The organism is Streptomyces bullii (assembly GCF_042657145.1).
GTDB lineage: Bacteria > Actinomycetota > Actinomycetes > Streptomycetales > Streptomycetaceae > Streptomyces > Streptomyces bullii.
This window is the reverse complement of record NZ_JBHSNY010000003.1, coordinates 338334-357633: the sequence shown is the minus strand read 5'-3', so window position 1 is coordinate 357633 and position 19300 is coordinate 338334. Positions and strand designations below refer to the sequence as shown.

At 72.9% G+C, this 19300-nt stretch carries 16 protein-coding genes and 1 pseudogene; 6 read left to right on the top strand and 11 right to left on the bottom strand.

Going from position 1 to position 19300, the window contains the following annotated elements:
* Window position 1 precedes the first annotated feature (1 nt).
* Entirely contained in the window at window positions 2–1207 is a 1206-nt protein-coding gene (gene pdhA / locus ACFPZJ_RS09550; protein ID WP_381019525.1) for a pyruvate dehydrogenase (acetyl-transferring) E1 component subunit alpha, read from the bottom strand.
* A gap of 662 nt (window positions 1208–1869) precedes the next feature.
* On the opposite strand from pdhA (ACFPZJ_RS09550), the pseudogene ACFPZJ_RS09545 reads away from it, so the two are divergent.
* Window positions 1870–2187 (top strand): annotated as a pseudogene (locus ACFPZJ_RS09545) (aminoglycoside phosphotransferase); the annotation flags it as partial.
* Between the two features lie 114 nt (window positions 2188–2301).
* Here the strand turns inward: ACFPZJ_RS09545 and ACFPZJ_RS09540 are convergent.
* Window positions 2302–3918, bottom strand: coding sequence for a protein kinase domain-containing protein (locus ACFPZJ_RS09540; protein WP_381019523.1), 1617 nt, complete (start codon window positions 3916–3918; stop codon window positions 2302–2304).
* Between the two features lie 331 nt (window positions 3919–4249).
* On the opposite strand from ACFPZJ_RS09540, the gene ACFPZJ_RS09535 reads away from it, so the two are divergent.
* Window positions 4250–5902 (top strand): protein kinase domain-containing protein, encoded by a 1653-nt coding sequence (locus tag ACFPZJ_RS09535; protein WP_381019521.1) that lies wholly within the window; start codon window positions 4250–4252, stop codon window positions 5900–5902.
* A 58-nt stretch (window positions 5903–5960) separates the two neighbouring features.
* Here ACFPZJ_RS09535 and ACFPZJ_RS09530 read toward each other — a convergent pair whose 3' ends face one another.
* Window positions 5961–6503 (bottom strand): bacterial proteasome activator family protein, encoded by a 543-nt coding sequence (locus tag ACFPZJ_RS09530; RefSeq protein WP_381019519.1) that lies wholly within the window; start codon window positions 6501–6503, stop codon window positions 5961–5963.
* 86 nt (window positions 6504–6589) lie between these two features.
* Window positions 6590–7162, bottom strand: coding sequence for a PadR family transcriptional regulator (locus tag ACFPZJ_RS09525; protein ID WP_381019517.1), 573 nt, complete (start codon window positions 7160–7162; stop codon window positions 6590–6592).
* Window positions 7163–7234: 72 nt separating this feature from the next.
* Between ACFPZJ_RS09525 and ACFPZJ_RS09520 the strand changes: the two genes are divergently transcribed.
* The gene (locus ACFPZJ_RS09520; protein ID WP_381019515.1) at window positions 7235–7879 is read left to right on the top strand and encodes a hypothetical protein; all 645 of its coding nucleotides are present in this window, start codon (window positions 7235–7237) and stop codon (window positions 7877–7879) included.
* 81 nt (window positions 7880–7960) lie between these two features.
* Here ACFPZJ_RS09520 and ACFPZJ_RS09515 read toward each other — a convergent pair whose 3' ends face one another.
* On the bottom strand, window positions 7961–8965 hold the full coding sequence (locus ACFPZJ_RS09515; RefSeq protein WP_381019514.1) for an NAD(P)H-quinone oxidoreductase: 1005 nt from the start codon (window positions 8963–8965) through the stop codon (window positions 7961–7963).
* Window positions 8966–9139: 174 nt separating this feature from the next.
* On the opposite strand from ACFPZJ_RS09515, the gene ACFPZJ_RS09510 reads away from it, so the two are divergent.
* Together ACFPZJ_RS09510 and ACFPZJ_RS09505 are read left to right on the top strand one after the other, a co-directional pair.
* On the top strand, window positions 9140–10165 hold the full coding sequence (locus ACFPZJ_RS09510; RefSeq protein WP_381019513.1) for an ATP-binding cassette domain-containing protein: 1026 nt from the start codon (window positions 9140–9142) through the stop codon (window positions 10163–10165).
* Entirely contained in the window at window positions 10162–11010 is an 849-nt protein-coding gene (locus ACFPZJ_RS09505) for an ABC transporter permease (protein WP_381019511.1), read from the top strand. The genes ACFPZJ_RS09510 and ACFPZJ_RS09505 overlap by 4 nt, the downstream gene beginning before the upstream one ends.
* Before the next feature lie 361 nt (window positions 11011–11371).
* On the opposite strand, the gene ACFPZJ_RS09500 is transcribed toward ACFPZJ_RS09505, so the two are convergent.
* The 6 genes from ACFPZJ_RS09500 to pdhA (ACFPZJ_RS09475) are packed head-to-tail and all read right to left on the bottom strand — an operon-like array spanning window position 11372 to window position 18618.
* Window positions 11372–12469 carry a potassium channel family protein gene (locus ACFPZJ_RS09500; RefSeq protein WP_381019510.1) on the bottom strand — a complete coding sequence of 366 codons (1098 nt, stop codon included), beginning with the start codon at window positions 12467–12469 and terminating at the stop codon, window positions 11372–11374.
* On the bottom strand, window positions 12466–13863 hold the full coding sequence (locus tag ACFPZJ_RS09495; RefSeq protein WP_381019508.1) for a molybdopterin molybdotransferase MoeA: 1398 nt from the start codon (window positions 13861–13863) through the stop codon (window positions 12466–12468). Before ACFPZJ_RS09495 ends, ACFPZJ_RS09500 begins: the two co-directional genes overlap by 4 nt.
* Window positions 13860–14939 (bottom strand): NTP transferase domain-containing protein, encoded by a 1080-nt coding sequence (locus ACFPZJ_RS09490; RefSeq protein WP_381019506.1) that lies wholly within the window; start codon window positions 14937–14939, stop codon window positions 13860–13862. Before ACFPZJ_RS09490 ends, ACFPZJ_RS09495 begins: the two co-directional genes overlap by 4 nt.
* A gap of 54 nt (window positions 14940–14993) precedes the next feature.
* Window positions 14994–16475: a dihydrolipoamide acetyltransferase family protein gene (locus ACFPZJ_RS09485; protein WP_381019504.1), complete on the bottom strand. Its 1482-nt coding sequence runs from the start codon at window positions 16473–16475 to the stop codon at window positions 14994–14996.
* Entirely contained in the window at window positions 16475–17479 is a 1005-nt protein-coding gene (locus ACFPZJ_RS09480; RefSeq protein WP_381019502.1) for an alpha-ketoacid dehydrogenase subunit beta, read from the bottom strand. The genes ACFPZJ_RS09485 and ACFPZJ_RS09480 overlap by 1 nt, the downstream gene beginning before the upstream one ends.
* Window positions 17476–18618 (bottom strand): pyruvate dehydrogenase (acetyl-transferring) E1 component subunit alpha, encoded by a 1143-nt coding sequence (gene pdhA, locus ACFPZJ_RS09475; RefSeq protein ID WP_381019500.1) that lies wholly within the window; start codon window positions 18616–18618, stop codon window positions 17476–17478. The genes ACFPZJ_RS09480 and pdhA (ACFPZJ_RS09475) overlap by 4 nt, the downstream gene beginning before the upstream one ends.
* A gap of 190 nt (window positions 18619–18808) precedes the next feature.
* On the opposite strand from pdhA (ACFPZJ_RS09475), the gene ACFPZJ_RS09470 reads away from it, so the two are divergent.
* Window positions 18809–19294, top strand: a complete 486-nt coding sequence (locus ACFPZJ_RS09470) for an Lrp/AsnC family transcriptional regulator (RefSeq protein ID WP_381020152.1) — start codon at window positions 18809–18811, stop codon at window positions 19292–19294.
* Window positions 19295–19300: the final 6 nt, after the last annotated feature.

The following is a 19300-nucleotide window of genomic DNA, read 5'->3' as shown; positions in this document are numbered from 1 at the left end:
GTCAGACCCCCTCTGCGTCGGCGAACGATGCCTGGTAGGCGGCGAACTGGGCGCGCTCCTCGTCGACGAGGGCGTGGCCGTCCGCGTACACGTTCTCGAAGATGGCGAAGTGGTCCGGGTCGGGCATGGCACGCACCGCTTCGCGCACTCGCCTGCCCAACGCCTCGGACTCGGCCTCGAGTTCCTCGAAGAATCCCTCGTCCGCGTGGTGTGAGGCCTCCAGATAGCGGCGCAGGCGCAGGATCGGGTCCTTCGCCTCCCAGGCGGCCCGCTCGTCGTCGTGGCGGTAGCGGGTGGGGTCGTCGGAGGTGGTGTGGGCGCCCATGCGGTACGTGAACGCCTCCACGAGCGTCGGGCCCTCGCCGCCGCGGGCCCGCTCCAGGGCCCACCGGGTGACCGCGAGGCAGGCGAGGACGTCGTTGCCGTCCACGCGCACGCCCGGGAAGCCGAAGCCCTGCGCGCGCTGGTAGAGCGGGACACGGGACTGCTTCTCGGTCGGCTCGGAGATGGCCCACTGGTTGTTCTGGCAGAAGAACACGACCGGGGCGTTGTAGACCGCGGAGAAGGTGAAGGCCTCCGCGACGTCGCCCTGGCTGGAGGCGCCGTCGCCGAAGTAGGCGATGACGGCCGAGTCCGCGCCGTCCTTGGCCACGCCCATCGCGTAGCCGGTGGCGTGCAGCGTCTGGGAGCCGATGACGATCGTGTAGAGGTGGAAGTTGTTGCCGTTGGGGTCCCAGCCGCCGTTGTTCACGCCTCGGAACATGCCGAGCAGGTTGGTCGGGTCCACCCCGCGGCACCAGGCGACGCCGTGCTCGCGGTAGGTCGGGAAGACGTAGTCGTCGTCGCGCAGGGCCCGGCCGGAGCCGATCTGGGCGGCCTCCTGGCCGAGCAGCGAGGCCCACAGGCCCAGCTCGCCCTGGCGTTGCAGGGAGGTCGCCTCGGCGTCGAAGCGACGGGTGAGCACCATGTCGCGGTACAGGCCGCGCAGGTCTTCGGGAGTGATGCCGGAGACGTACTGGTCGTACTCCGCGTTCTTGACGCGCTTGCCCTCGGGCGTCAGCAGCTGGACGAGGGCGGGCTCGGCGCTCTGGCCGGCGCCGGTGTCCTTCTTGGCTGTCGTGCGGGTGGTGCGCTTGGTGCCGGTGGTGCCGGCCTTGCTTCCGGCGCTGCGTCGCGGTGTGCGCGCGGCAGTGCTCTCCACGGTCACGTGTGCTCCTCCGTCGGTCCGGCCCCCGGGGTTGCCGGTAGGCCAGTGCGGCTCACCTGATCCGACCACCGGGCACGGGGTGGGTGCCACTCGGCCGGGAACAGGCGTGACAGGTGCCCCGGCGAGCGCCCTGCAACAAAGCACGTTACCCAGTGCTCCACATATCTGTGAAACCCCGTCTGACCTGGGATTTTGCTTGGATTTCCAAGTAAATCGGGTAGGTCTGGAAGGTGCGCTGGTCACAGCCTTGCAGGAGGCCGGAGCAACGGCACGTTATCCCGGCCACCCCGGGCACGGGAAGAGTTTCGTGGCCCCCCATACGGCCCTGTGCGCCGACGGACGCGGCCGGGCACCTTCCCGCCACCCCCGCCGGACAGCGGTGCGTCCGCCGCGTGTCGCGCCTGCGTGTACCACCCGCGCACTTCACACGCCCCCGCAGGCGCCCTGGCGCGCCGGTACGCAGCCGGGTCCGCCGTGATGTGAGCCCGTCGGCCAGGGCCCTGCTCACCGCGGCCACGTGCCGGCGGGCGCTTTCGCCCGGCGCGGCGGTCGCGCTGTCGATGCGGTGCCTGAGGAAGTAACGGCCGCGGGCCGTGCACAGCCGCACGGCCGCGGGCGTCGGCGGTCACGCCTAGGCCCCGCACCCGTGGTCGACGGACCCCGCGATCGTCGACGGGGACCGGCTCGGTGTACGACCGCGCCCGAAGGGGGCCGTCCGGGGCGCCGCGATCTTCTTCGAACGGGGCCGCGGGCCCGCTCGACCTGCCGTGGGCGCGGCGTGCGCGCGCGTACCGCCGGGCGGCCTCGCCAGGCCCTCGCAGCTCGCCGCGGCCGTGCACCGCGTGCGGTGGGAGGCCTCAACGACTTCGCGTCGGCACCGCGAACGCGGCGACCGTCGCGCGGACCCGCGGCTCGCGGCGGCGCCGGCGGTGTGCTGGCCCCGCGCGTACGACACGGTCTGCGACGCGTTCGTGGCGTGAGGCCGCCGGGCCGGTGACGGGCGGTCACGCGCACGCGCGCGTGGGGCCGTGGTCGGCCGCACGCGCGCGTGGAGGTCGGTCAGCGGTGCCCGCCCGGCTCTGCGCGGTGCCCGCTCAGTTGTCCTGGCCGCCGCCCTCGGTACCGCCGTCGAGCGTGCCGCCGTTGACCGTACCGCCGTTGTCGGTGCCGCCGTTGGTCGCGCCGCCGCTCGTCGGATCCGTGGGCTGGCCCGTGGGCTCGCCGGTCGGCTGGCCCGTCGGCTCCGTCTGGGTCGGCTGGTCCGTCGGCTGGTCCGTCGGCTCGTCGCTCACGCTCGGCGACGGCGTGTACGACGGCGTGTACGACGGCGTCCAGTCCGAGCCGCCGGAGCCCACGCCGGTGCCGGTGTCCGTGGAGGTGTCGGTCGGGCCGTCCGTCTGCTCGTCGGTCGGCGACTCGCTCGGCGACTTGTCCTCGGCGGTCTGCGAGGTGGTCGGCGACTGCGTGGTGCCGGGGCCCTTGTCCCCGTTGCCCTTGCCCTGCAGCGCCAGCGCCACGCCCGCCGCTATGGCGATCACCGCGAGCACCGCGAGGATCCACAGCTTGCCGCGGCCGCTGCCCCTGTTGCCGTGCCCCTCGAAGCCGCCGTCGTCGCCGCTGCCGTATCCGGCGGGCAGGATCGGCTGCGGGATCTGCGTGGTGCCGGAGGCGTCACCGCCCGGGTGCGGCAGCACGGCCGTGCCGGCGAGGCCCGCCGCGGGGGTGTGCCGGCCCTCGTGCACGTCCACCGGGCCGGTGTTCCAGGTGCCGGTGTGGCCACCCTGGTCGTACAGCATCTGCAGCGCGTACTGGACCAGGCCGCGCATCTCCTCGGCGGTCTGGAAACGGTCGTCGGGCTCCTTGGCGAGGGAGCGCATGACGAGACCGTCGAGCTCCGGCGGGCAGGCGTCCGAGGCCTCCGACGGGGGCGTGGGGATGTCCTGGACGTGCTGGTAGACCACCGACAGCGGGGTCTCGCCGGTGAACGGGGGCCGCAGCGCGAGGAGTTCGTACAGCAGGCAGCCGGTCGCGTACAGGTCGGAGCGGTGGTCGACGGCCTTGCCGAGGGCCTGCTCCGGGGAGAGGTACTGCGGGGTGCCCATGACCATGCCGGTCTGCGTCATCGTCGTCGACGCCCCGTGCAGGGCGCGGGCGATGCCGAAGTCCATCACCTTCACGGCGCCGTTGTTGGTGATGATGACGTTGGCCGGTTTGATGTCGCGGTGCACGATGCCGTGCTGGTGCGAGTAGGCCAGCGCCTCCAGGACACCCGAGACGATGATCAGCGCCTGCTCCGGGCCGGGGGCCTCGGCATTCATCAGCAGGTCGCGGATGGTGCGGCCCTCGACCAGCTCCATGACGATGTACGGCACGGACTGGCCGCCCACGACGTCCTCGCCGGAGTCGTACACGGCGACGATGGCGTGGTGGTTGAGGCCGGCGACCGACTGCGCCTCACGGGTGAAGCGGGCCTTGGAGACCGGGTCCTCGGCGAGGTCGGCGCGCAGCAGCTTGACGGCGACGGTACGTCCGAGGCGCACGTCCTCCGCGGCGAACACCTCGGCCATGCCGCCCCGGCCGAGTCTGCGGGTCAGCCGGTACCGGCCGTCCCCGACCAGCCCGCCGTTGCCCCAGGACTCCGGCGCGTCCGACATGCCGCCGCCAGTCGCCTCGGGGTCGGACGGGCCCTGAGCGCGCTGCTGCTGTGCCATCAGTCCTCGCCGTCGTTTCTGCCCGCGGTGCGCGCGGTGTTGTTACGGTCTCCGTCGGCCACGCTACAGCCTCAGCGCAAGCCTCCGGTCCGCAACGGGTGCCACGACCGGCACGAGACGGACCGGCCATGAAACCCCGTGCACGCGTTGTCGTGCAAATTCTGTGTACCGGCCGTACGTCCGCTGTAACGCTTCCGCGACGCTTCTTTCGCGTACGGTCACGGAACGGGCACCGAGCTTGACGTGTCCGTGCCCTGGGGCAGACTTGGCCGGAAAAGCTCTGGGATCAAGGGTAATTGTCGGCGCCGGCAGGCCACGGGGGACGCGAGAGATGAGCCAGGACGGCGCACAAGGCCAGTACACGGGGCGGACGCTCGCCGGTGGGCGGTACCAACTGCGCGCCCTGCTCGGCCAGGGCGGCATGGCCTCGGTGCACCTCGCCTACGACTCCGTGCTCGACCGACAGGTGGCGATCAAGACACTTCACACCGACCTCGGCCGGGAACAGGCCTTCCGTGAGCGGTTCCGCCGCGAGGCCCAGGCCGTGGCGAAGCTCACGCACACCAATATCGTCTCCGTCTTCGACACCGGCGAGGACGCGCTGTCCGACAGCGGCGCCGCCGCGGGCGACGGGATGCCCACTCCGTACATCGTCATGGAGTACATCGAGGGCCGCCCGCTGGGCTCGGTGCTCGACGAGGACGTACGGCAGCACGGCGCCATGCCCGCCGACAAGGCGCTGAAGATCACCGCCGACGTGCTGGCGGCGCTGGAGATCAGTCACGAGATGGGCCTGGTCCACCGCGACATCAAGCCGGGCAACGTGATGATGACCAAGCGCGGTGTGGTCAAGGTGATGGACTTCGGCATCGCGCGCGCCATGCAGTCCGGTGTGACGTCGATGACGCAGACCGGCATGGTCGTCGGCACCCCGCAGTACCTCTCGCCCGAACAGGCGCTGGGCCGGGGCGTGGACGCGCGCAGCGACCTGTACTCGGTCGGCGTCATGCTGTTCCAGCTGGTGACCGGGCGGCTGCCGTTCGACGCCGACTCGCCGCTGGCCATCGCGTACGCGCACGTGCAGGAGGAGCCGCCGGTTCCGTCCTCCGTCAACCGGTCGCTGCCGCCGGCCGTGGACGCGCTGATCGCCCGGGCGCTGAAGAAGAACCCGAACGAGCGCTTCCCCAGCGCCGAGGCGATGCGCGGCGAGTGCCTGCGCGTGGCGGCCTCCTTCCGGCCGGCCCCGCCGAGCATCGTGCCCGGCGCGCAGCCGCCGAGCGGCCAGGGCATCGGCTCCGCCGTGTTCCCGCCGGTCGACCGGGCCGCCGCGGCGCCCACCGGCAACGTCCAGACGCCGTACCAGCCGACGCCGCCGCCGAACCCGTACGGCACGCCCGCGCCCTTCCCGGCGTACGGCTATCCGCAGCACGGCGGCTACCAGACGCCCGCGCCGGCCGGGTACCCCCCGCAGCCGGGCCCGTCGACGCCGCCGCCGTACAACATGACGCCCCGGCCGGTGCCCGGCGGATCCGGCGGCAGGAGCAACTGGCCGGTGATCATCGGCTCGATCATGGTGTCCCTGGTGGTGGTCGGCGGGCTGATCGCGGCGCTGGCGCTGAGCGGCGGCGACAGCGAGGACCCGGCGCAGGGCGGCGGCGCCGGTGCGTCCGCCTCGGCGTCCGAGAAACCCGGTTACCGCGGGCCGGACACCACGAAGACGATCGAGACCGAGAAGTGCACGGAGCCCCGGGAGTCGTACGACGACTCCGGGAACATCCAGGTCCCGGACTTCAGGTTCAAGTACATCGAGTCGGTCAAGGCGTGCTTCCGGGCCGCGGGCTGGACGATGAAGGTCGTGCCCGTCGACGAGAACACCTACGGCGACGGCGCCGTCATGGACCAGTCCCCGGCCGCCGGCACGGACGTCGACCCGGAGGACATGCCGGAGATCCAACTGAGGGTCTCCACGGGCAACCCGGCCTGACACCGGTCGGCGCGAGGGCCCGGCGGCTCCGGCCGCCGGGCCCTGCGCGTGTCGCCGCCTACAGGTACGGGCCGCCCGAACGGCCACCCGTGTGCTGCTCGTCGTGACCGTCGTGGCCGACACCCGGCGGCAGGGCGCGGCGCATCTGCTCCAACTGGGCGCGCGCCGCCATCTGCTGGGCGAACAGGGTGGTCTGGATGCCGTGGAAGAGGCCCTCCAGCCAGCCGACCAACTGGGCCTGGGCGATCCGCAGTTCGGCGTCGCTCGGGGTCGCCTCGTCCGTGAAGGGAAGGGAGAGCCGCTCCAGTTCCTCGACCAGCTCCGGCGCCAGGCCGTCCTCCAGCTCCTTCACCGAGCTGGCGTGGATCTCCTTGAGCCGGACCCGGCTGGCCTCGTCCAGGGGAGCCGCGCGCACCTCCTCCAGCAGCTGCTTGATCATGCTGCCGATCCGCATGACCTTGGCGGGCTGCTCCACCTGTTCCGTGACCGGGGTCTCGCGGGAGTCGTCGTCCGCGTTGCCGCCGCCGAGCGCCATGCCGTCCTGGCCCACGACCAGGATCTGGGGGTTCTCCGACGACCGTTCGTTCCTCGGCATCTCCATGCCGCCATTCTCTCGCACCCGTACGCCTCTCCTCAGTGGTGCCCCCGGGGGAGGCTGATCCACCGTGTACGACGAGGACGCGTCTGTCAGGGTTCCTGGTCGTCTGCCGGGTGTCCCGGCTCACGGTCACGGGTCAGGCGCAGCAGCCGTGCCTCGCAGTGGTCCAGCCAGCGGGCCTCGGCCTCGGCGTGGAAGACCAGCTGCTCCAGGACGAGCAGCCGGGCCATCTCCGCCGGGTGCTCCGGCGCCCGGGCCAGGGCCTCGGCCCGCCGCCGCACGTGGTCGTGCAGGGCCTGCGTGACATGCCGCCGCTGCGCCTCCAGCACCTCCCGTACGTCGATGTCGTCCGCGCCGACCGCCAGGACCAGCTTGATCGCCAGCTCGTCGCGGGGCGGGTCGGCCCGCCGCACGGGCCGCGCGTACCAGGACCGCAGTTCCGCGCGGCCGGCCTCGGTGAGGGCGTACAGCGCCCGGCCCGCCTGGTCCGCGCCGTCCTGGACGACCAGGCCGTCCCGTTCCAGGCGGCCGAGGGTCGTGTAGACCTGCCCGACGTTCAGCGGCCAGGTCCCGCCGGTGCGGGCCTCGAACTCGGTGCGCAGCCGCGAGCCGTAGCGGGGTCCGCCCGCCAGCAGTGCCAGCAGCCCGTGACGTATCGACATAAACGGATTGTGCAGCGGTTCGACCTGTCGGCCGAATCCGGAATGCCGGAATGGCGGCCGAATGTGAGTCTGGTGGCGTCCATCCAACCGATCTTGCCCCTCGGCCCGGCCGGCCGGGCCGGGCACCGGGAGGGGGTCACCAGCGTGACTCCATGGCTGCGCATGCTGCGAGCGACGGCACTGGTCAGCGTCGTCCTGGGGGTGGGTGTGCTCGCAGGGGGGATGTTCGGGAGCGGCGTGGTGGCGTACGGCGTCGAAGGTCCGCCCGACGCCGCCGCGCCGATCGCTCCCCCGTCCGCTTCCGCCTCCCTCTCCGTCGCCGCCGAGCCGTCCCGGGCGGGCAGCCGGCCGGGTGAGGGGCGGGAGCGCCCGGGGCGGCGGGCGGAGGCCGAGGACGAGCCGGGCCGCCTGCGGGACGAACGGCACAGGGAAGGGGACAGGGACAGAGACAGGGACAGGGACAGGGGCGGGTACCGGTACAGGGACGACGACGGCCGTGAGGTGCCGGAGGGGGACGCGGACGCCGGTGAGGAGGCCGCCGTGTCCCGGGCGCCGGGGGAGACCGACCCGGCGCCCTCCGGATCGGCCTCCGGCCAGCAGGTCGCCGAAGGCACGGTCCAGCCCGTACTGCGGATCCTGCCGCTGGGCAGCGGGCTGGTCCTCATCGGACTCGGCCTGGGCCTCGCCTTCGTGGCGCTGCGGCTGCGCCGGACCTAGCCCGGTCATGCGGATCAGGTCGCGGGGAAGCGACCGTGTCTCGTCGGCGCCGGTGAGCGGGGCCCGGCGCGTGCGGCTGCCCTAGGGGGTGTCGTCCGGCTCCCGGTGCGGCGCGATGAGCAGCACCTTGCCCACGTGGCCGCTCTCCTCGACGACCCGGTGGGCCTCGGCCGCCTCCGGCATCGGGATCTCGCGGTCCACCACGGGGCGTACGTGACCGCCGTCGACCAGCGGCCAGACGTGTTCCCGTACGGCCGCGACGATCGCCGCCTTCTCCTCCAGAGGACGGGCCCGCAGTGAGGTCGCGCTGATGGCGGCGCGCTTGCTGAGCAGGACGCCGATGTTCAGCTCGCCCTTGACGCCGCCCTGCATGCCGATGATCGCGAGCCGGCCGTTGACGGCGAGGGCGCGGACGTTGCGGTCCAGGTACTTGGCGCCCATGTTGTCGAGGATGACGTCGGCGCCCGCGCTGTCCGTGGCCTTCTTCACCTCCTCGACGAAGTCCTGCTCGCGGTAGTTGACCAGGATGTCCGCGCCCAGTTCGGCGCACCGGTCCAGCTTCTCGGCGCTGCCCGCCGTGACGGCGACCCTGGCGCCGACGGCCTGGGCGAGCTGGATGGCCATCGTGCCGATGCCGCTGGCACCGCCGTGCACGAGCAGAGTCTCGCCGGGACGCAGGTGGGAGATCATGAAGACGTTGGACCAGACCGTGCAGGCCACCTCGGGCAGTGCCGCGGCCTGCACGAGGCCGACGCCCCGGGGGACGGGCAGCAGCTGCCCGGCCGGGACGACGACCTTCTCGGCGTAGCCGCCGCCCGACAGCAGCGCGCACACCTCGTCGCCGACGGACCAGCCGGACGCCCCGGGGCCGAGTGCCGCGACCCGCCCCGAGCACTCCAGGCCGGGGTACGGGGACGCGCCGGGCGGCGGATCGTAGAAGCCCTGCCGCTGCAGGATGTCGGCCCGGTTGACGGCGCCGGCCACCACCTCGACCAGGACCTCGCCCTCGCCGGGCACCGGATCGGGGACCTCGTCCCAGACCAGCGCCTCGGGCCCACCAGGTTCGGAAATCGTGATCGCATGCATGGAGGGGACGCTACTCCCCGGCACTCCGCGGTGGCCCCCGGGCCTCGGTCCCCGGTCCGAGACCTCTCGGCCCTTGGACCGGTACACCCGGAATTCCTCGTGCGGGAGCGATGAGTTTGCGCGACCGTGAAGGTCTCACCATGCGTAGCCCAAGCGCGCGGAAGGACCCGAAGCATGAGCACGCAGACGTCCGGCCTGGCGATCGAGACCGCGGGCCTGGTGAAGACGTTCGGCGAGACCCGGGCCGTCGACGGAGTGGACCTCGCCGTGCCGGCCGGTACGGTCTACGGAGTCCTCGGTCCGAACGGCGCCGGCAAGACGACCACCGTGAAGATGCTCGCCACGCTGCTGCGACCGGACGGCGGTGAGGCCCATGTCTTCGGGCACGACGTCGTACGCGAGGCCGACGCGGTGCGCGGCCGGGTGAGCCTCACCGGGCAGTACGCGTCGGTGGACGAGGACCTCACCGGCACCGAGAACCTGGTCCTGCTGGCCCGGCTCCTCGGGCACCACAAGAAGGCGGCCCGGGAGCGTGCCGCGCAGCTGCTGCGGGCCTTCGGGCTCGCGGAGGCCGCCGGGAAGCAGGTCAAGCACTACTCGGGCGGCATGCGGCGCCGTATCGACATCGCCGCGTCGATCCTCAACACACCTGACCTGCTGTTCCTGGACGAGCCGACGACCGGACTCGATCCGCGCAGCCGCAACCAGGTGTGGGACATCGTGCGGGCCGTGGTCGCGCAGGGCACGACCGTGCTGCTGACCACGCAGTACCTGGACGAGGCCGACCAGCTGGCGTCCCGGATCGCGGTGATCGACCGCGGCAAGGTGATCGCCGAGGGCACCAAGGGCGAGCTGAAGGCGTCCGTGGGCGCCGGTTCCGTCCATCTGCGGCTGCGGGACGCGGACCAGCGGCCCCTCGCTGCGGAGCTGCTGCACCGGGCGCTCGGCGCGGATGTGCAGCCGGAGCCCGACCCGGTGGCCCTGACCGCCCGCCTCGGTACGGCGGCGAGCCAGGACACCGCGGCCGAGCAGGCCGCCCGCGCGCTGAGGGAACTGGCCGGCGCCGGCATCACGGTCGACAACTTCTCGCTGGGCCAGCCGAGCCTGGACGAGGTGTTCCTGGCCCTCACCGGACACGACACGCACGACTCCCAGGACGGCCAGGACGGCCAGGACACGAAGGACGAGGTGACGGCATGAGCACCGCGACGCCCACGGAGAGCAGGGAACTCGCCCCGGTCAGCACCGAGTCGCTCGCCGAGCTGCTGGTCGCCAAGGAGCGGCCGCCGCGTCCCAGCGCCTGGTCGGCCTCGCTGACCTTCGGCTGGCGGGCCGTTCTGAAGATCAAGCACGTGCCGGAGCAGCTCTTCGACGTCACGGCGTTCCCGATCATGATGGTGCTGATGTACACGTACCTGTTCGGGGGCGCGCTGGCCGGGTCGCCGTCGGAGTACATCCAGTTCCTGCTGCCGGGCATCCTGGTGATGTCGGTCGTGATGATCACGATGTACACCGGTGTCTCGGTCAACACCGACATCGAGAAGGGCGTCTTCGACCGGTTCCGCAGCCTGCCGATCTGGCGGCCGTCGACCATGGTCGGCTATCTGCTCGGCGACGCCCTGCGCTACACCATCGCCTCGGTCGTGATGCTGACCGTCGGCCTGATCCTCGGCTACCGGCCGGACGGCGGGGTCGGCGGCGTTCTCGCCGGGATCGCGCTGCTGGTCGTCTTCTCGTTCGCGTTCTCGTGGATCTGGACGATGTTCGGGCTCCTGCTGCGCACCGAGAAGTCGGTGATGGGCGTCAGCATGATGGTGATCTTCCCGCTCACCTTCCTGTCCAACGTCTTCGTCGACCCGCGGACCATGCCGGGCTGGCTGCAGGCGTTCGTGAACAACAGCCCCATCACCCACCTGTCCTCGGCGGTGCGCGCACTGATGGCGGGTGACTGGCCGGCGGACGAGATCGCCTGGTCACTGGGCTGGGCCGGTCTGTTCGTGGCGGTCTTCGGGCCGGTCACGATGCGGCTGTACAACCGCAAGTAGTCCGGGTTCCGGGCCTCTCGCGGGGCCCGGTCCGGGCCGGGGAATGGTCGACCGCCACGACGGCGGGGCCGTCGGTCACGGCGGTGCGGCCGTCGGTCAGGGCAGTGAAGCCGAGTCAGCCACGCTCCACGGCCGTACGGCCTGGACGGCCACGGCCCACGGCCGGCGAGGCAGGTCACCCACGGCCCGCACCCCCACCGATACGGCCCGGTCAGTAACGGCCCACGGCCGTACGGCCTGAACAACCACGGCCCACGGCCGTACAGCCAAGGTCAGCCACGGCGGTGAGACCCGGTCACCCACGGCCCGCACCCCCACCGATACGGCCCGGGCGGCCACCGTCCAGGCCGATGTGGCCCGGTCAGTCGCGCGGCAGCGGGCGCAGGTCGGGCGTCACCTGGGTGCCCGGCGTCGCCCGCACGATGGTGATCAGCCGGTCCGTCAGCTCCAGCTTTCCGACGGCCGGGTCGTCGTAGCCGAGCACCCGGTGCCCGCGCAGAACGCTGATCACCAGGTCGTCGACGTCGCGTGGCGCCTTGCCCACCTCGGCCTTTATGACGGGCCGTTCGACGATGTCGAGCCCGCTGCCCTGCTGGATCAGGTCCTCCATCACCATGCCGGCCGCCGGGCTGAGCACGGACAGACCGAGCAGCCGGCCGGCCGCGCTGGCGCTGGTGATGACCGCGTCGGCGCCGGACTGCTTCAGCAGCGGCGCGTTCTCCTCCTCACGCACCGCGGCCACGATCTTCGCCCCGCGATTGAGCTGCCGTGCCGTCAGCGTCACCAGGACGGCCGTGTCGTCCCGCTGGGTTGCGATGATGATCTGCCGCGCCCGGTGCACCTCGGCCCGCCTGAGGACATCGCTGCGGGTCGCGTCCCCGACGATGCCCGTGTAGCCCTCGGCGGCCGCCGCGTCGATCACCTTGGAGCTGGGATCGACCACGACGACCTGTTCCTTCTTCAGCCCCGTCGCACACACGGTCCGGATTGCCGACCGTCCCTTCGTGCCGAAGCCGATGACGACGGTGTGATCGCGCAACGTGGACCTCCAGCGGTTCAGCCGCCATTCCTCACGGGTGCGCTCCGTGAGGGCCTCGAGTGTGGTGCCGACCAGGATGATCAGGAACAGCACGCGCAGGGGCGTGATGACGAAGATGTTGACCAGCCGCGCGGTGTCGCTGGCCGGGGTGATGTCGCCGTACCCGGTGGTGGAGAGGGTGACGGTCGCGTAGTAGAAGGCGTCGAGAAGGCCGACGCCGTCACCGTTGTTGTCCTTGTAGCCATCGTGGTCGGCATAGACGATGACCGCCGTGAAGACGAGCACCACCAGGGCCATGGACAGCCGTTTGGCGACCTGGCGGAACGGGTGCTCCACGATCTTCCTCGGGAGCGTCACCCGGTGAGATACGAGATGTTCGTCCGGCTGGCGGGCGATCGTGTCCTGGCCCGGAAGTTTCACGTGAAACACACCCCGATTCCCCCGGACGCCCAGGGCAGGTCGAGCAGTTCCGTCTCCTGCCCCGGCTGCGCTCCACCCGGCGGTACGACGGCGAGTGCGTCGGCCGCCGCGATGCCGCGCAACATGGCCGGTCCGTTGTAGTGCAGTGGCACGGCCCGGTCGCCGCGCAGGACGACGGGCACGAGCCGGGTGTCGTACGGGTGCCCATGCACGGGGTCCGTCAGCGGCAGCGTGTACGGCTCCGGTGCGGGCCGTGCGGCGAGGATCCTCAGCAGGGGCTCGGCCAGCGTGAACAGGCCGGAGACAGCGGCCAGGGGGTTGCCGGGCAGGCCGACCAGGTGCTGGTTCCCCTGGGTGCGCGCCAGCAGCATCGGGTGGCCGGGGCGGACCTTGACGCCGTCCACCAGCAGTTCGGCGCCGATGCGCAGCAGGGTGGGATGGACGTGGTCGACGGGGCCCGCGGCGGTGCCGCCGGTGGTGATGATGACGTCGGCGTCGGATGCCGTGATCGCCTGGTGCAGCGCCTCGGCGTCGTCGCCGACCCGGCGGACGGCGGTGACCTCGGCACCGAGTGCCCGCAGCCAGGACGGCAGCATCGGGCCCAGCGCGTCCCGGATCAGGCCGTCGTGCGGACGCCCCTCGGTGAGCAGTTCGTCGCCGAGCACCAGGACGTCGACGCGGGGGCGCGGAACGGCGGTGAGGGTGTCGTACCCGGCGGCTGCGGCGAGGCCGAGCACGGCCGGGGTGACGACGGTGCCGGCGGGCAGCAACTGGTCGCCGCTGCGGCACTCCTGGCCCCGGGGGCGGATGTCCTGGCCGGGCACCACCTCTCTGGTGGCGTGCAGATGGCCCTTGTCGTCGGCGCGGCCGTGCTCGGTGCGCAGGACAGCGGTGGTGTCCGGGGGGATGCGGGCACCGGTGGCGATACGGACGGCCTCACCGTCGGTGAGCGGCTCCGGCTCGGCGTGTCCGGCCAGGACGCCCTCGTCCCGTACCGCCCAGGGGCCGGGGCCGGCGACCGCCCAGCCGTCCATCGCGGAGGTGTCGAAGGAGGGCAGGTCCGTCAGCGCGGTGAGGGGCTCGGCCAGCGTGTGTCCGAGGGCCGCGTCGAGGGGAGCGGAGACGGGCGTGCGGGCGGCGGCCCGGCGGACGGCGCGGGCGGCGCGTTCGGCGGTGGCCCGGGCCTCGGGCCAAGGTGTGGCCCGGTGACGGGCGTCGGCGGAGGCGCCGGGGCCCGCGGGTTTCGGGGAGGGGACGGCGGCGCGGTCGCCCGAGGTGGGGCCGGTGGGGCCGTTGGCTTCCTTCACGAGGGCGAGCGCCTCCTCGACGTCGAGGTCGTCCGTGTCCTCGGGGGTCTCGACGTTGTCGCCGGGGCGGGTGGAGCGGGTGGTCATCCGGCATCCGGGCGGGTGTCGGGGGTGGCGTCGGGGGCGACGTCGGGCCTGGTGCCGGCGGGTTCCGCCGTGCCGGGGGCCTTACCGGCCGCCTCCGTCGCACCGGGGGTGGTACCGGAGGCTTCCGTCCCACCGGGGGCCGCGCCTCCCGGCGCGACGTCGGAGGGTGCGGCGCCTACGGCGTCCTCCTCCGCCCAGCGCACGGCCAGCGCCGCGGCCCTGCGGGCGGCCTCGGCCACGGCCTCCGGGCCGCCGCCGGCCCGTGCGGCGGCGTAGCCGACGAGGAACGTGGTCAGCGGCGCGGCGGGCCGGGCCACACCGTGGGCGGCGTCGCGGGCGAGATCGAGCAGGACGCCGGTGTCGACCTCCAGGTCGATGCCCAGCTCGTCCTTGACTGCGGAAATCCATTCGTCCAACACGTGCCCATGCTCCCTGATACGTGACCTGGCGGAGGCGATGTCGTCCCAGGTGTCGCAGTCGAAGGACGCGACGGGGTCGGAGATGCGGATGAGGTTCAGCTGCGCGGTCAGGCGCCGGAGGGGGAGACCGGTGACGCCGCCGTGCTCGGCGCCGATACCGGCGAGGACCTCCTGCACGCGCCGCGCGCGGTAGGCCGCCACGAGCGGCTGGTCGCGGCCGTCGGGGTCGGTGAGCAGCGCCCCGTCGGCGCCGCCGGCGCGCAGGGCCGTCAGCAGCCGCTCGACGGTCTTGTCGTTCAGGAAGGGCAGGTCGGCCGAGAGCACCACGGTGTGCTCCGCCGTGGTGTGCGGCAGGCCGGCGGCGAGGGCGGCGAGCGGGCCGCCGCCGGGCGGGTCCTCGCGCACCCAGGTCACGGGCCGAGCCGTCGGCCGTGGGTCGGCGACGACGATCGTGGTCCGGGCGCCGGCACAGGCGGCGAGCACCCGGTCGAGCAGCGCGCGCCCGCCCACCCGCACAGCGGGCTTGTCGGCACCGCCGAGCCGCCGCGCGGCACCACCGGCGAGCACGACGGCGTCGTACACGACGGGGCCGCCGCCCGGCGTCCGGCCGGTGTCGGTGTCGGTGCCGGGGGCACCCGTCGACTCGTACGAGGTCACCCCCCGAGTATGCGTGTCCCCGGGATCACAGGGAACGCGGGGGAGTCGCGTCGATCACAAGGTCCGCAGCAGCACCGCCGGCTGTTCCACGCAGTCCGCCACATAGCGCAGGAATCCGCCCGCCACACCGCCGTCACAGACGCGGTGGTCGAAGGTGAGCGAGAGCTGGACGACCTGCCGCACCGCGAGCTCCCCCTCGTGCACCCACGGCTTGGGCACGATGCGGCCGACGCCGAGCATGGCCGCCTCGGGGTGGTTGATGATCGGAGTGGAGCCGTCGACGCCGAACACGCCGTAGTTGTTCAGCGTGAAGGTCCCGCCGGTGAGGTCCGCGGGGGTCAGCGTCCCGGCCCGGGCCGCCTCGGTCAGCCGGGCGAACTCCGCGGTCAGCGACTCGGCGTCCCGCGTGTGCGCGTCCCGTACGACAGGCACGACGAGTCCGCGCTCGGTCTGCGCGGCGAAGCCGAGGTGGACGTGGTCGAACCGGACGACCTCCCTCGCCTCGGTGTCGACGCTGGAGTTGAGCTCGGGGAATCGGGCCAGGGCCGCGGTGCAGATGCGGGCCAGCAGGGCGATGAGGGAGATCTTCGGACCGCCGGCGGCGTTCATCGCGGCGCGGGTCCGCATCAGCTCGGTCGCGTCGGCGTCCACCCAGCAGGTCGCGTCGGGTATCTCGCGGCGGCTGCGGGAGAGCTTGTCGGCGACGGCGCCGCGGACGCCCTTGAGCGGCGTACGGGCGCCCTGGAGCGGCGTACGGACGCCTCCGGCGAGCGTGGGGGCGGGTGCCTGGGACGCGGTGGCCGGAACCGGTGCCACGCGGGTGTGCGGCTCGGCGGCCGACTGGGCGGCCGGACGGCCCCGCGCGGCGGCGGCCCGCAGCGCGTACTCCACGTCCGCCCGCAGGATCAGCCCGTCGGGGCCGGAGCCGGTCAGCTCGCGCAGGTCGATGCCGTTCTCCCGGGCGAGCCTGCGCACCAGGGGGGAGATCACCGGGACGGGGGCGTCCGTCGTCTCCGGGGCGAGGACCCGGCCGTTGGTCGCCTTGGCCGCCGGAGCCTTGCCCGTTGCCGTGGGGGAGGCTTCCGCCCGTCCGTTCACCGGCCCGGCTGCCGGGGAAACGGCCGAATGCGTCGGTGCGGGCCGTACCCGCCTGCGGCGCGCCGGGGCCTGCGAGGTGCCGTACCCGACGAGGACGTTGCCCGAGCCCTCGGCCTTCGGCACCTCGGTGGGCGACTCCTGGGCCTGTGCGGACCGGGCGGCCGGGCCCTGGGCGGCACCGCCGGCGGCCGGCTCCCCCACCGCCACCGTCAACAGCGGCGCGCCCACGGGCAGTTCCGCGCCCTCCTCGCCGAAGCGGGCCGTGACCACGCCGCCGTAGGGGCAGGGCACCTCCACCATCGCCTTGGCCGTCTCGACCTCGACGACGGGCTGGTCGACGGCGACGACGTCGCCGACCTGCACCAGCCAGCGCACGATCTCCGCCTCGGTGAGTCCCTCACCGAGGTCGGGGAGCTTGAACTCCAGCACTTGTGCCATCAGCTCTCGGCCTCCCACTGCAGTCGCCCCACGGCGTCCAGGATCCGGTCCACACCGGGCAGGTGGTGGCGCTCCAGCATCGGCGGCGGATACGGGATGTCGAACCCGGCCACACGCAGCACCGGCGCCTCCAGGTAGTGGAAGCAGCGCTCCGTGACCCGGGCCGCGATCTCCCCGCCCGGGCCCCCGAAGGAGCCCGACTCGTGGACGACGACCGCGCGTCCCGTCCGCCGCACCGAGGCGCACACCGTCTCGTCGTCGAACGGCACCAGGGAGCGCAGATCGACGACTTCGAGGTCCCAGCCCTCGGCCCGGGCCGCCTCGGCCGCCTCCATGCAGACGGGTACGGACGGCCCGTACGTGATCAGCGTGGCGCTCCGGCCCGAGCGCCGCACCACCGCGCGGCCTATCGGTTCAACGGGCGTCGGCTCCTCGGGGTTCCAGGAGTCCTTCGACCAGTACAGCCGCTTGGGCTCCAGGAAGACGACCGGGTCGTCGGAGGCGATGGCCGCGCGCAGCAGCCCGTAGGCGTCGGCGACCGTGGCGGGCGTGACGACATGGAGCCCCGGAGTCGCCATGTAGTACGCCTCGGAGGAGTCGCTGTGGTGCTCGACGCCGCCGATGCCGCCGCCGTAGGGCACGCGGATCGTGATCGGCAGGGGCATCGTCCCGCGCGTGCGGTTGCGCATCCGGGACACATGCGAGATCAGCTGCTCGAACGCCGGGTAGGCGAACGCGTCGAACTGCATCTCCACCACCGGCCTGAGGCCGTACATCGCCATGCCGACGGCCGTGCCGAGGATGCCCGCCTCGGCGAGCGGCGTGTCCGTGCAGCGGTCCTCGCCGAACTCCTTCGCGAGCCCGTCGGTGACCCGGAAAACGCCGCCGAGGGTGCCGACGTCCTCGCCCATGACGTGGACGGTCGGGTCGGCGGCCATGGCGTCGCGCAGCGCGCGCGTGAGGGCCTGCGCCATGGTGGCCGGCTTGACGGCGACGGTGGTCATCGGTGCGCCCCTTCCGACTCGGCCTCGGCCTCCAGCTCGGCCCGCAACTGGTCCCGCTGCTCGCGCAGTTGGGAGGTGGGCTCGGCGTAGACGTGGGCGAAGAGGTCCATGGGGTCGAGCGCCGGGTCCTGGTTCATGCGCTCGCGCAGGGCCGCGGCCATGGTCTCGGCGTCCTGGCGGGCCGCCTCGATGCCGGCCTCGTCGAGCCACCCGCGCTCGGTCAGCTCGTGCTCCAGCAGCTGGATCGGGTCGTGCTGCCGCCAGGTCTCGACCTCGGCGTCGCCGCGGTAGCGGGTCGCGTCGTCGGCGTTGGTGTGGGCGTCGACGCGGTAGGTGATCGCCTCGACGAGGGTGGGACCGCCGCCCGCGCGCGCGTGCCGTACGGCGTCGCTGAGCACCTCGTGCACGGCGGCGGCGTCGTTGCCGTCGACCAGGCGGCCGGGCATGCCGTAGCCGACGGCCTTGTGGGCCAGCGACGGGGCCGCGGTCTGCTTGGCGAGCGGGACGGAGATCGCGAAGCCGTTGTTCTGGACGAGGAAGACGACCGGTGCCTGCCAGACGGCGGCGAAGTTCAGCGCCTCGTGGAAGTCGCCCTCGCTGGAGCCGCCGTCGCCGACCATGGCGAGCGCGACCACGTCGTCGCCCTTCAGGCGCGCGGCGTGCGCGAGCCCGACGGCGTGCGGCAGCTGGGTGGCGAGCGGGGTGCACAGAGGCGCCACACGGTGTTCGTAGGGGTCGTAGCCGGTGTGCCAGTCGCCGCGCAGCAGGGTGAGCGCCTCGACGGGGTCCACTCCGCGGGCGACGACCGCCAGCGTGTCGCGGTAGCTGGGGAAGAGCCAGTCCTGCTCCTTCAGCACCAGCGCGGCGGCGACCTCGCAGGCCTCCTGCCCGGTGCTGGAGGGGTACACGGCGAGCCGGCCCTGCTTGGTGAGGGCGGTGGCCTGGGCGTTGTACCGACGGCCGCGCACCAACTGCGCGTACAGCGTGCGCAGCAGCTCCGGGTCGGTCTTCGCCGCCGCCTCGGTGCCGAGGACGCGGTACGGCTCCGGGTCGGGCAGCAGCGGCGCGGGGTCGGTACGGGGCTGCCAGGCGGGCGGCGGCGTGGGCCGATAAGCGCCACGCTGCTCGATGACCGTCATGACGGCACCTCCTCGTGGGAGCGGCTTCGAGAGGCGCGGCGTCTGTGACGCGCCTCACCTACCGATTGTTCGGTCGTCGGCACATTTTGGCTACGGGTGACCCCAGGCTGTGGACAAACGGTTCTCCACAGCCTGAGATGGACGCAGTACGTCCATGCCAGGGAGGCGGGGGCAGGTGGCATCTGAACAAATGGCCGACGGCTCGCAGGACAGCGCCGCTCCGGCGCCCCCGCGTCCCCTGGACGCCGTAGACCAGGACATCCTGCGCATGCTCCAGGCGGACGGCCGCGCCTCGATCCGTTCGGTCGCCGAACGGGTGCACGTCTCCCGCGCGAACGCCTACGCGCGCATCAACCGGCTCGTCGAGGACGGGGTCATCCGGGGCTTCGGCGCCCGGGTCGACCACGAGCGGGCGGGCCAGGGCACGTCCGCGTACATCACCCTGAAGATCGTCCAGAACTCCTGGCGCACGGTGCGCGAGCAGCTCCGGCAGCTGCCCGGCGCCTCCCACATCGCCCTGGTCGGCGGGGACTTCGACGTGCTGCTGCTGGTGCACACGCCCGACAACCGCGCGCTGCGCGAGCTGGTGCTCACCCGGCTCCAGGCCATCCCCGAGGTGCTCAGCACGCGCACGCTCCTGGTGTTCGAGGAGGAGGACCTGGAACCGCAGGGGTGAGCCCGT

Bases quoted from the DNA above. Each gene is read 5' to 3' on its own strand.
- ACFPZJ_RS09530 (WP_381019519.1), bottom strand. From the start codon at position 6,503: ATGGAGATGCCGAGGAACGAACGGTCGTCGGAGAACCCCCAGATCCTG.
- ACFPZJ_RS09535 (WP_381019521.1), top strand. From the start codon at position 4,250: ATGAGCCAGGACGGCGCACAAGGCCAGTACACGGGGCGGACGCTCGCC.
- pdhA (WP_381019500.1), bottom strand. From the start codon at position 18,618: ATGACGGTCATCGAGCAGCGTGGCGCTTATCGGCCCACGCCGCCGCCC.
- ACFPZJ_RS09525 (WP_381019517.1), bottom strand. From the start codon at position 7,162: ATGTCGATACGTCACGGGCTGCTGGCACTGCTGGCGGGCGGACCCCGC.
- ACFPZJ_RS09470 (WP_381020152.1), top strand. From the start codon at position 18,809: ATGGCCGACGGCTCGCAGGACAGCGCCGCTCCGGCGCCCCCGCGTCCC.
- ACFPZJ_RS09485 (WP_381019504.1), bottom strand. From the start codon at position 16,475: ATGGCACAAGTGCTGGAGTTCAAGCTCCCCGACCTCGGTGAGGGACTC.
- ACFPZJ_RS09495 (WP_381019508.1), bottom strand. From the start codon at position 13,863: ATGACCACCCGCTCCACCCGCCCCGGCGACAACGTCGAGACCCCCGAG.
- ACFPZJ_RS09540 (WP_381019523.1), bottom strand. From the start codon at position 3,918: ATGGCACAGCAGCAGCGCGCTCAGGGCCCGTCCGACCCCGAGGCGACT.
- ACFPZJ_RS09505 (WP_381019511.1), top strand. From the start codon at position 10,162: ATGAGCACCGCGACGCCCACGGAGAGCAGGGAACTCGCCCCGGTCAGC.
- ACFPZJ_RS09510 (WP_381019513.1), top strand. From the start codon at position 9,140: ATGAGCACGCAGACGTCCGGCCTGGCGATCGAGACCGCGGGCCTGGTG.
- ACFPZJ_RS09515 (WP_381019514.1), bottom strand. From the start codon at position 8,965: ATGCATGCGATCACGATTTCCGAACCTGGTGGGCCCGAGGCGCTGGTC.
- ACFPZJ_RS09480 (WP_381019502.1), bottom strand. From the start codon at position 17,479: ATGACCACCGTCGCCGTCAAGCCGGCCACCATGGCGCAGGCCCTCACG.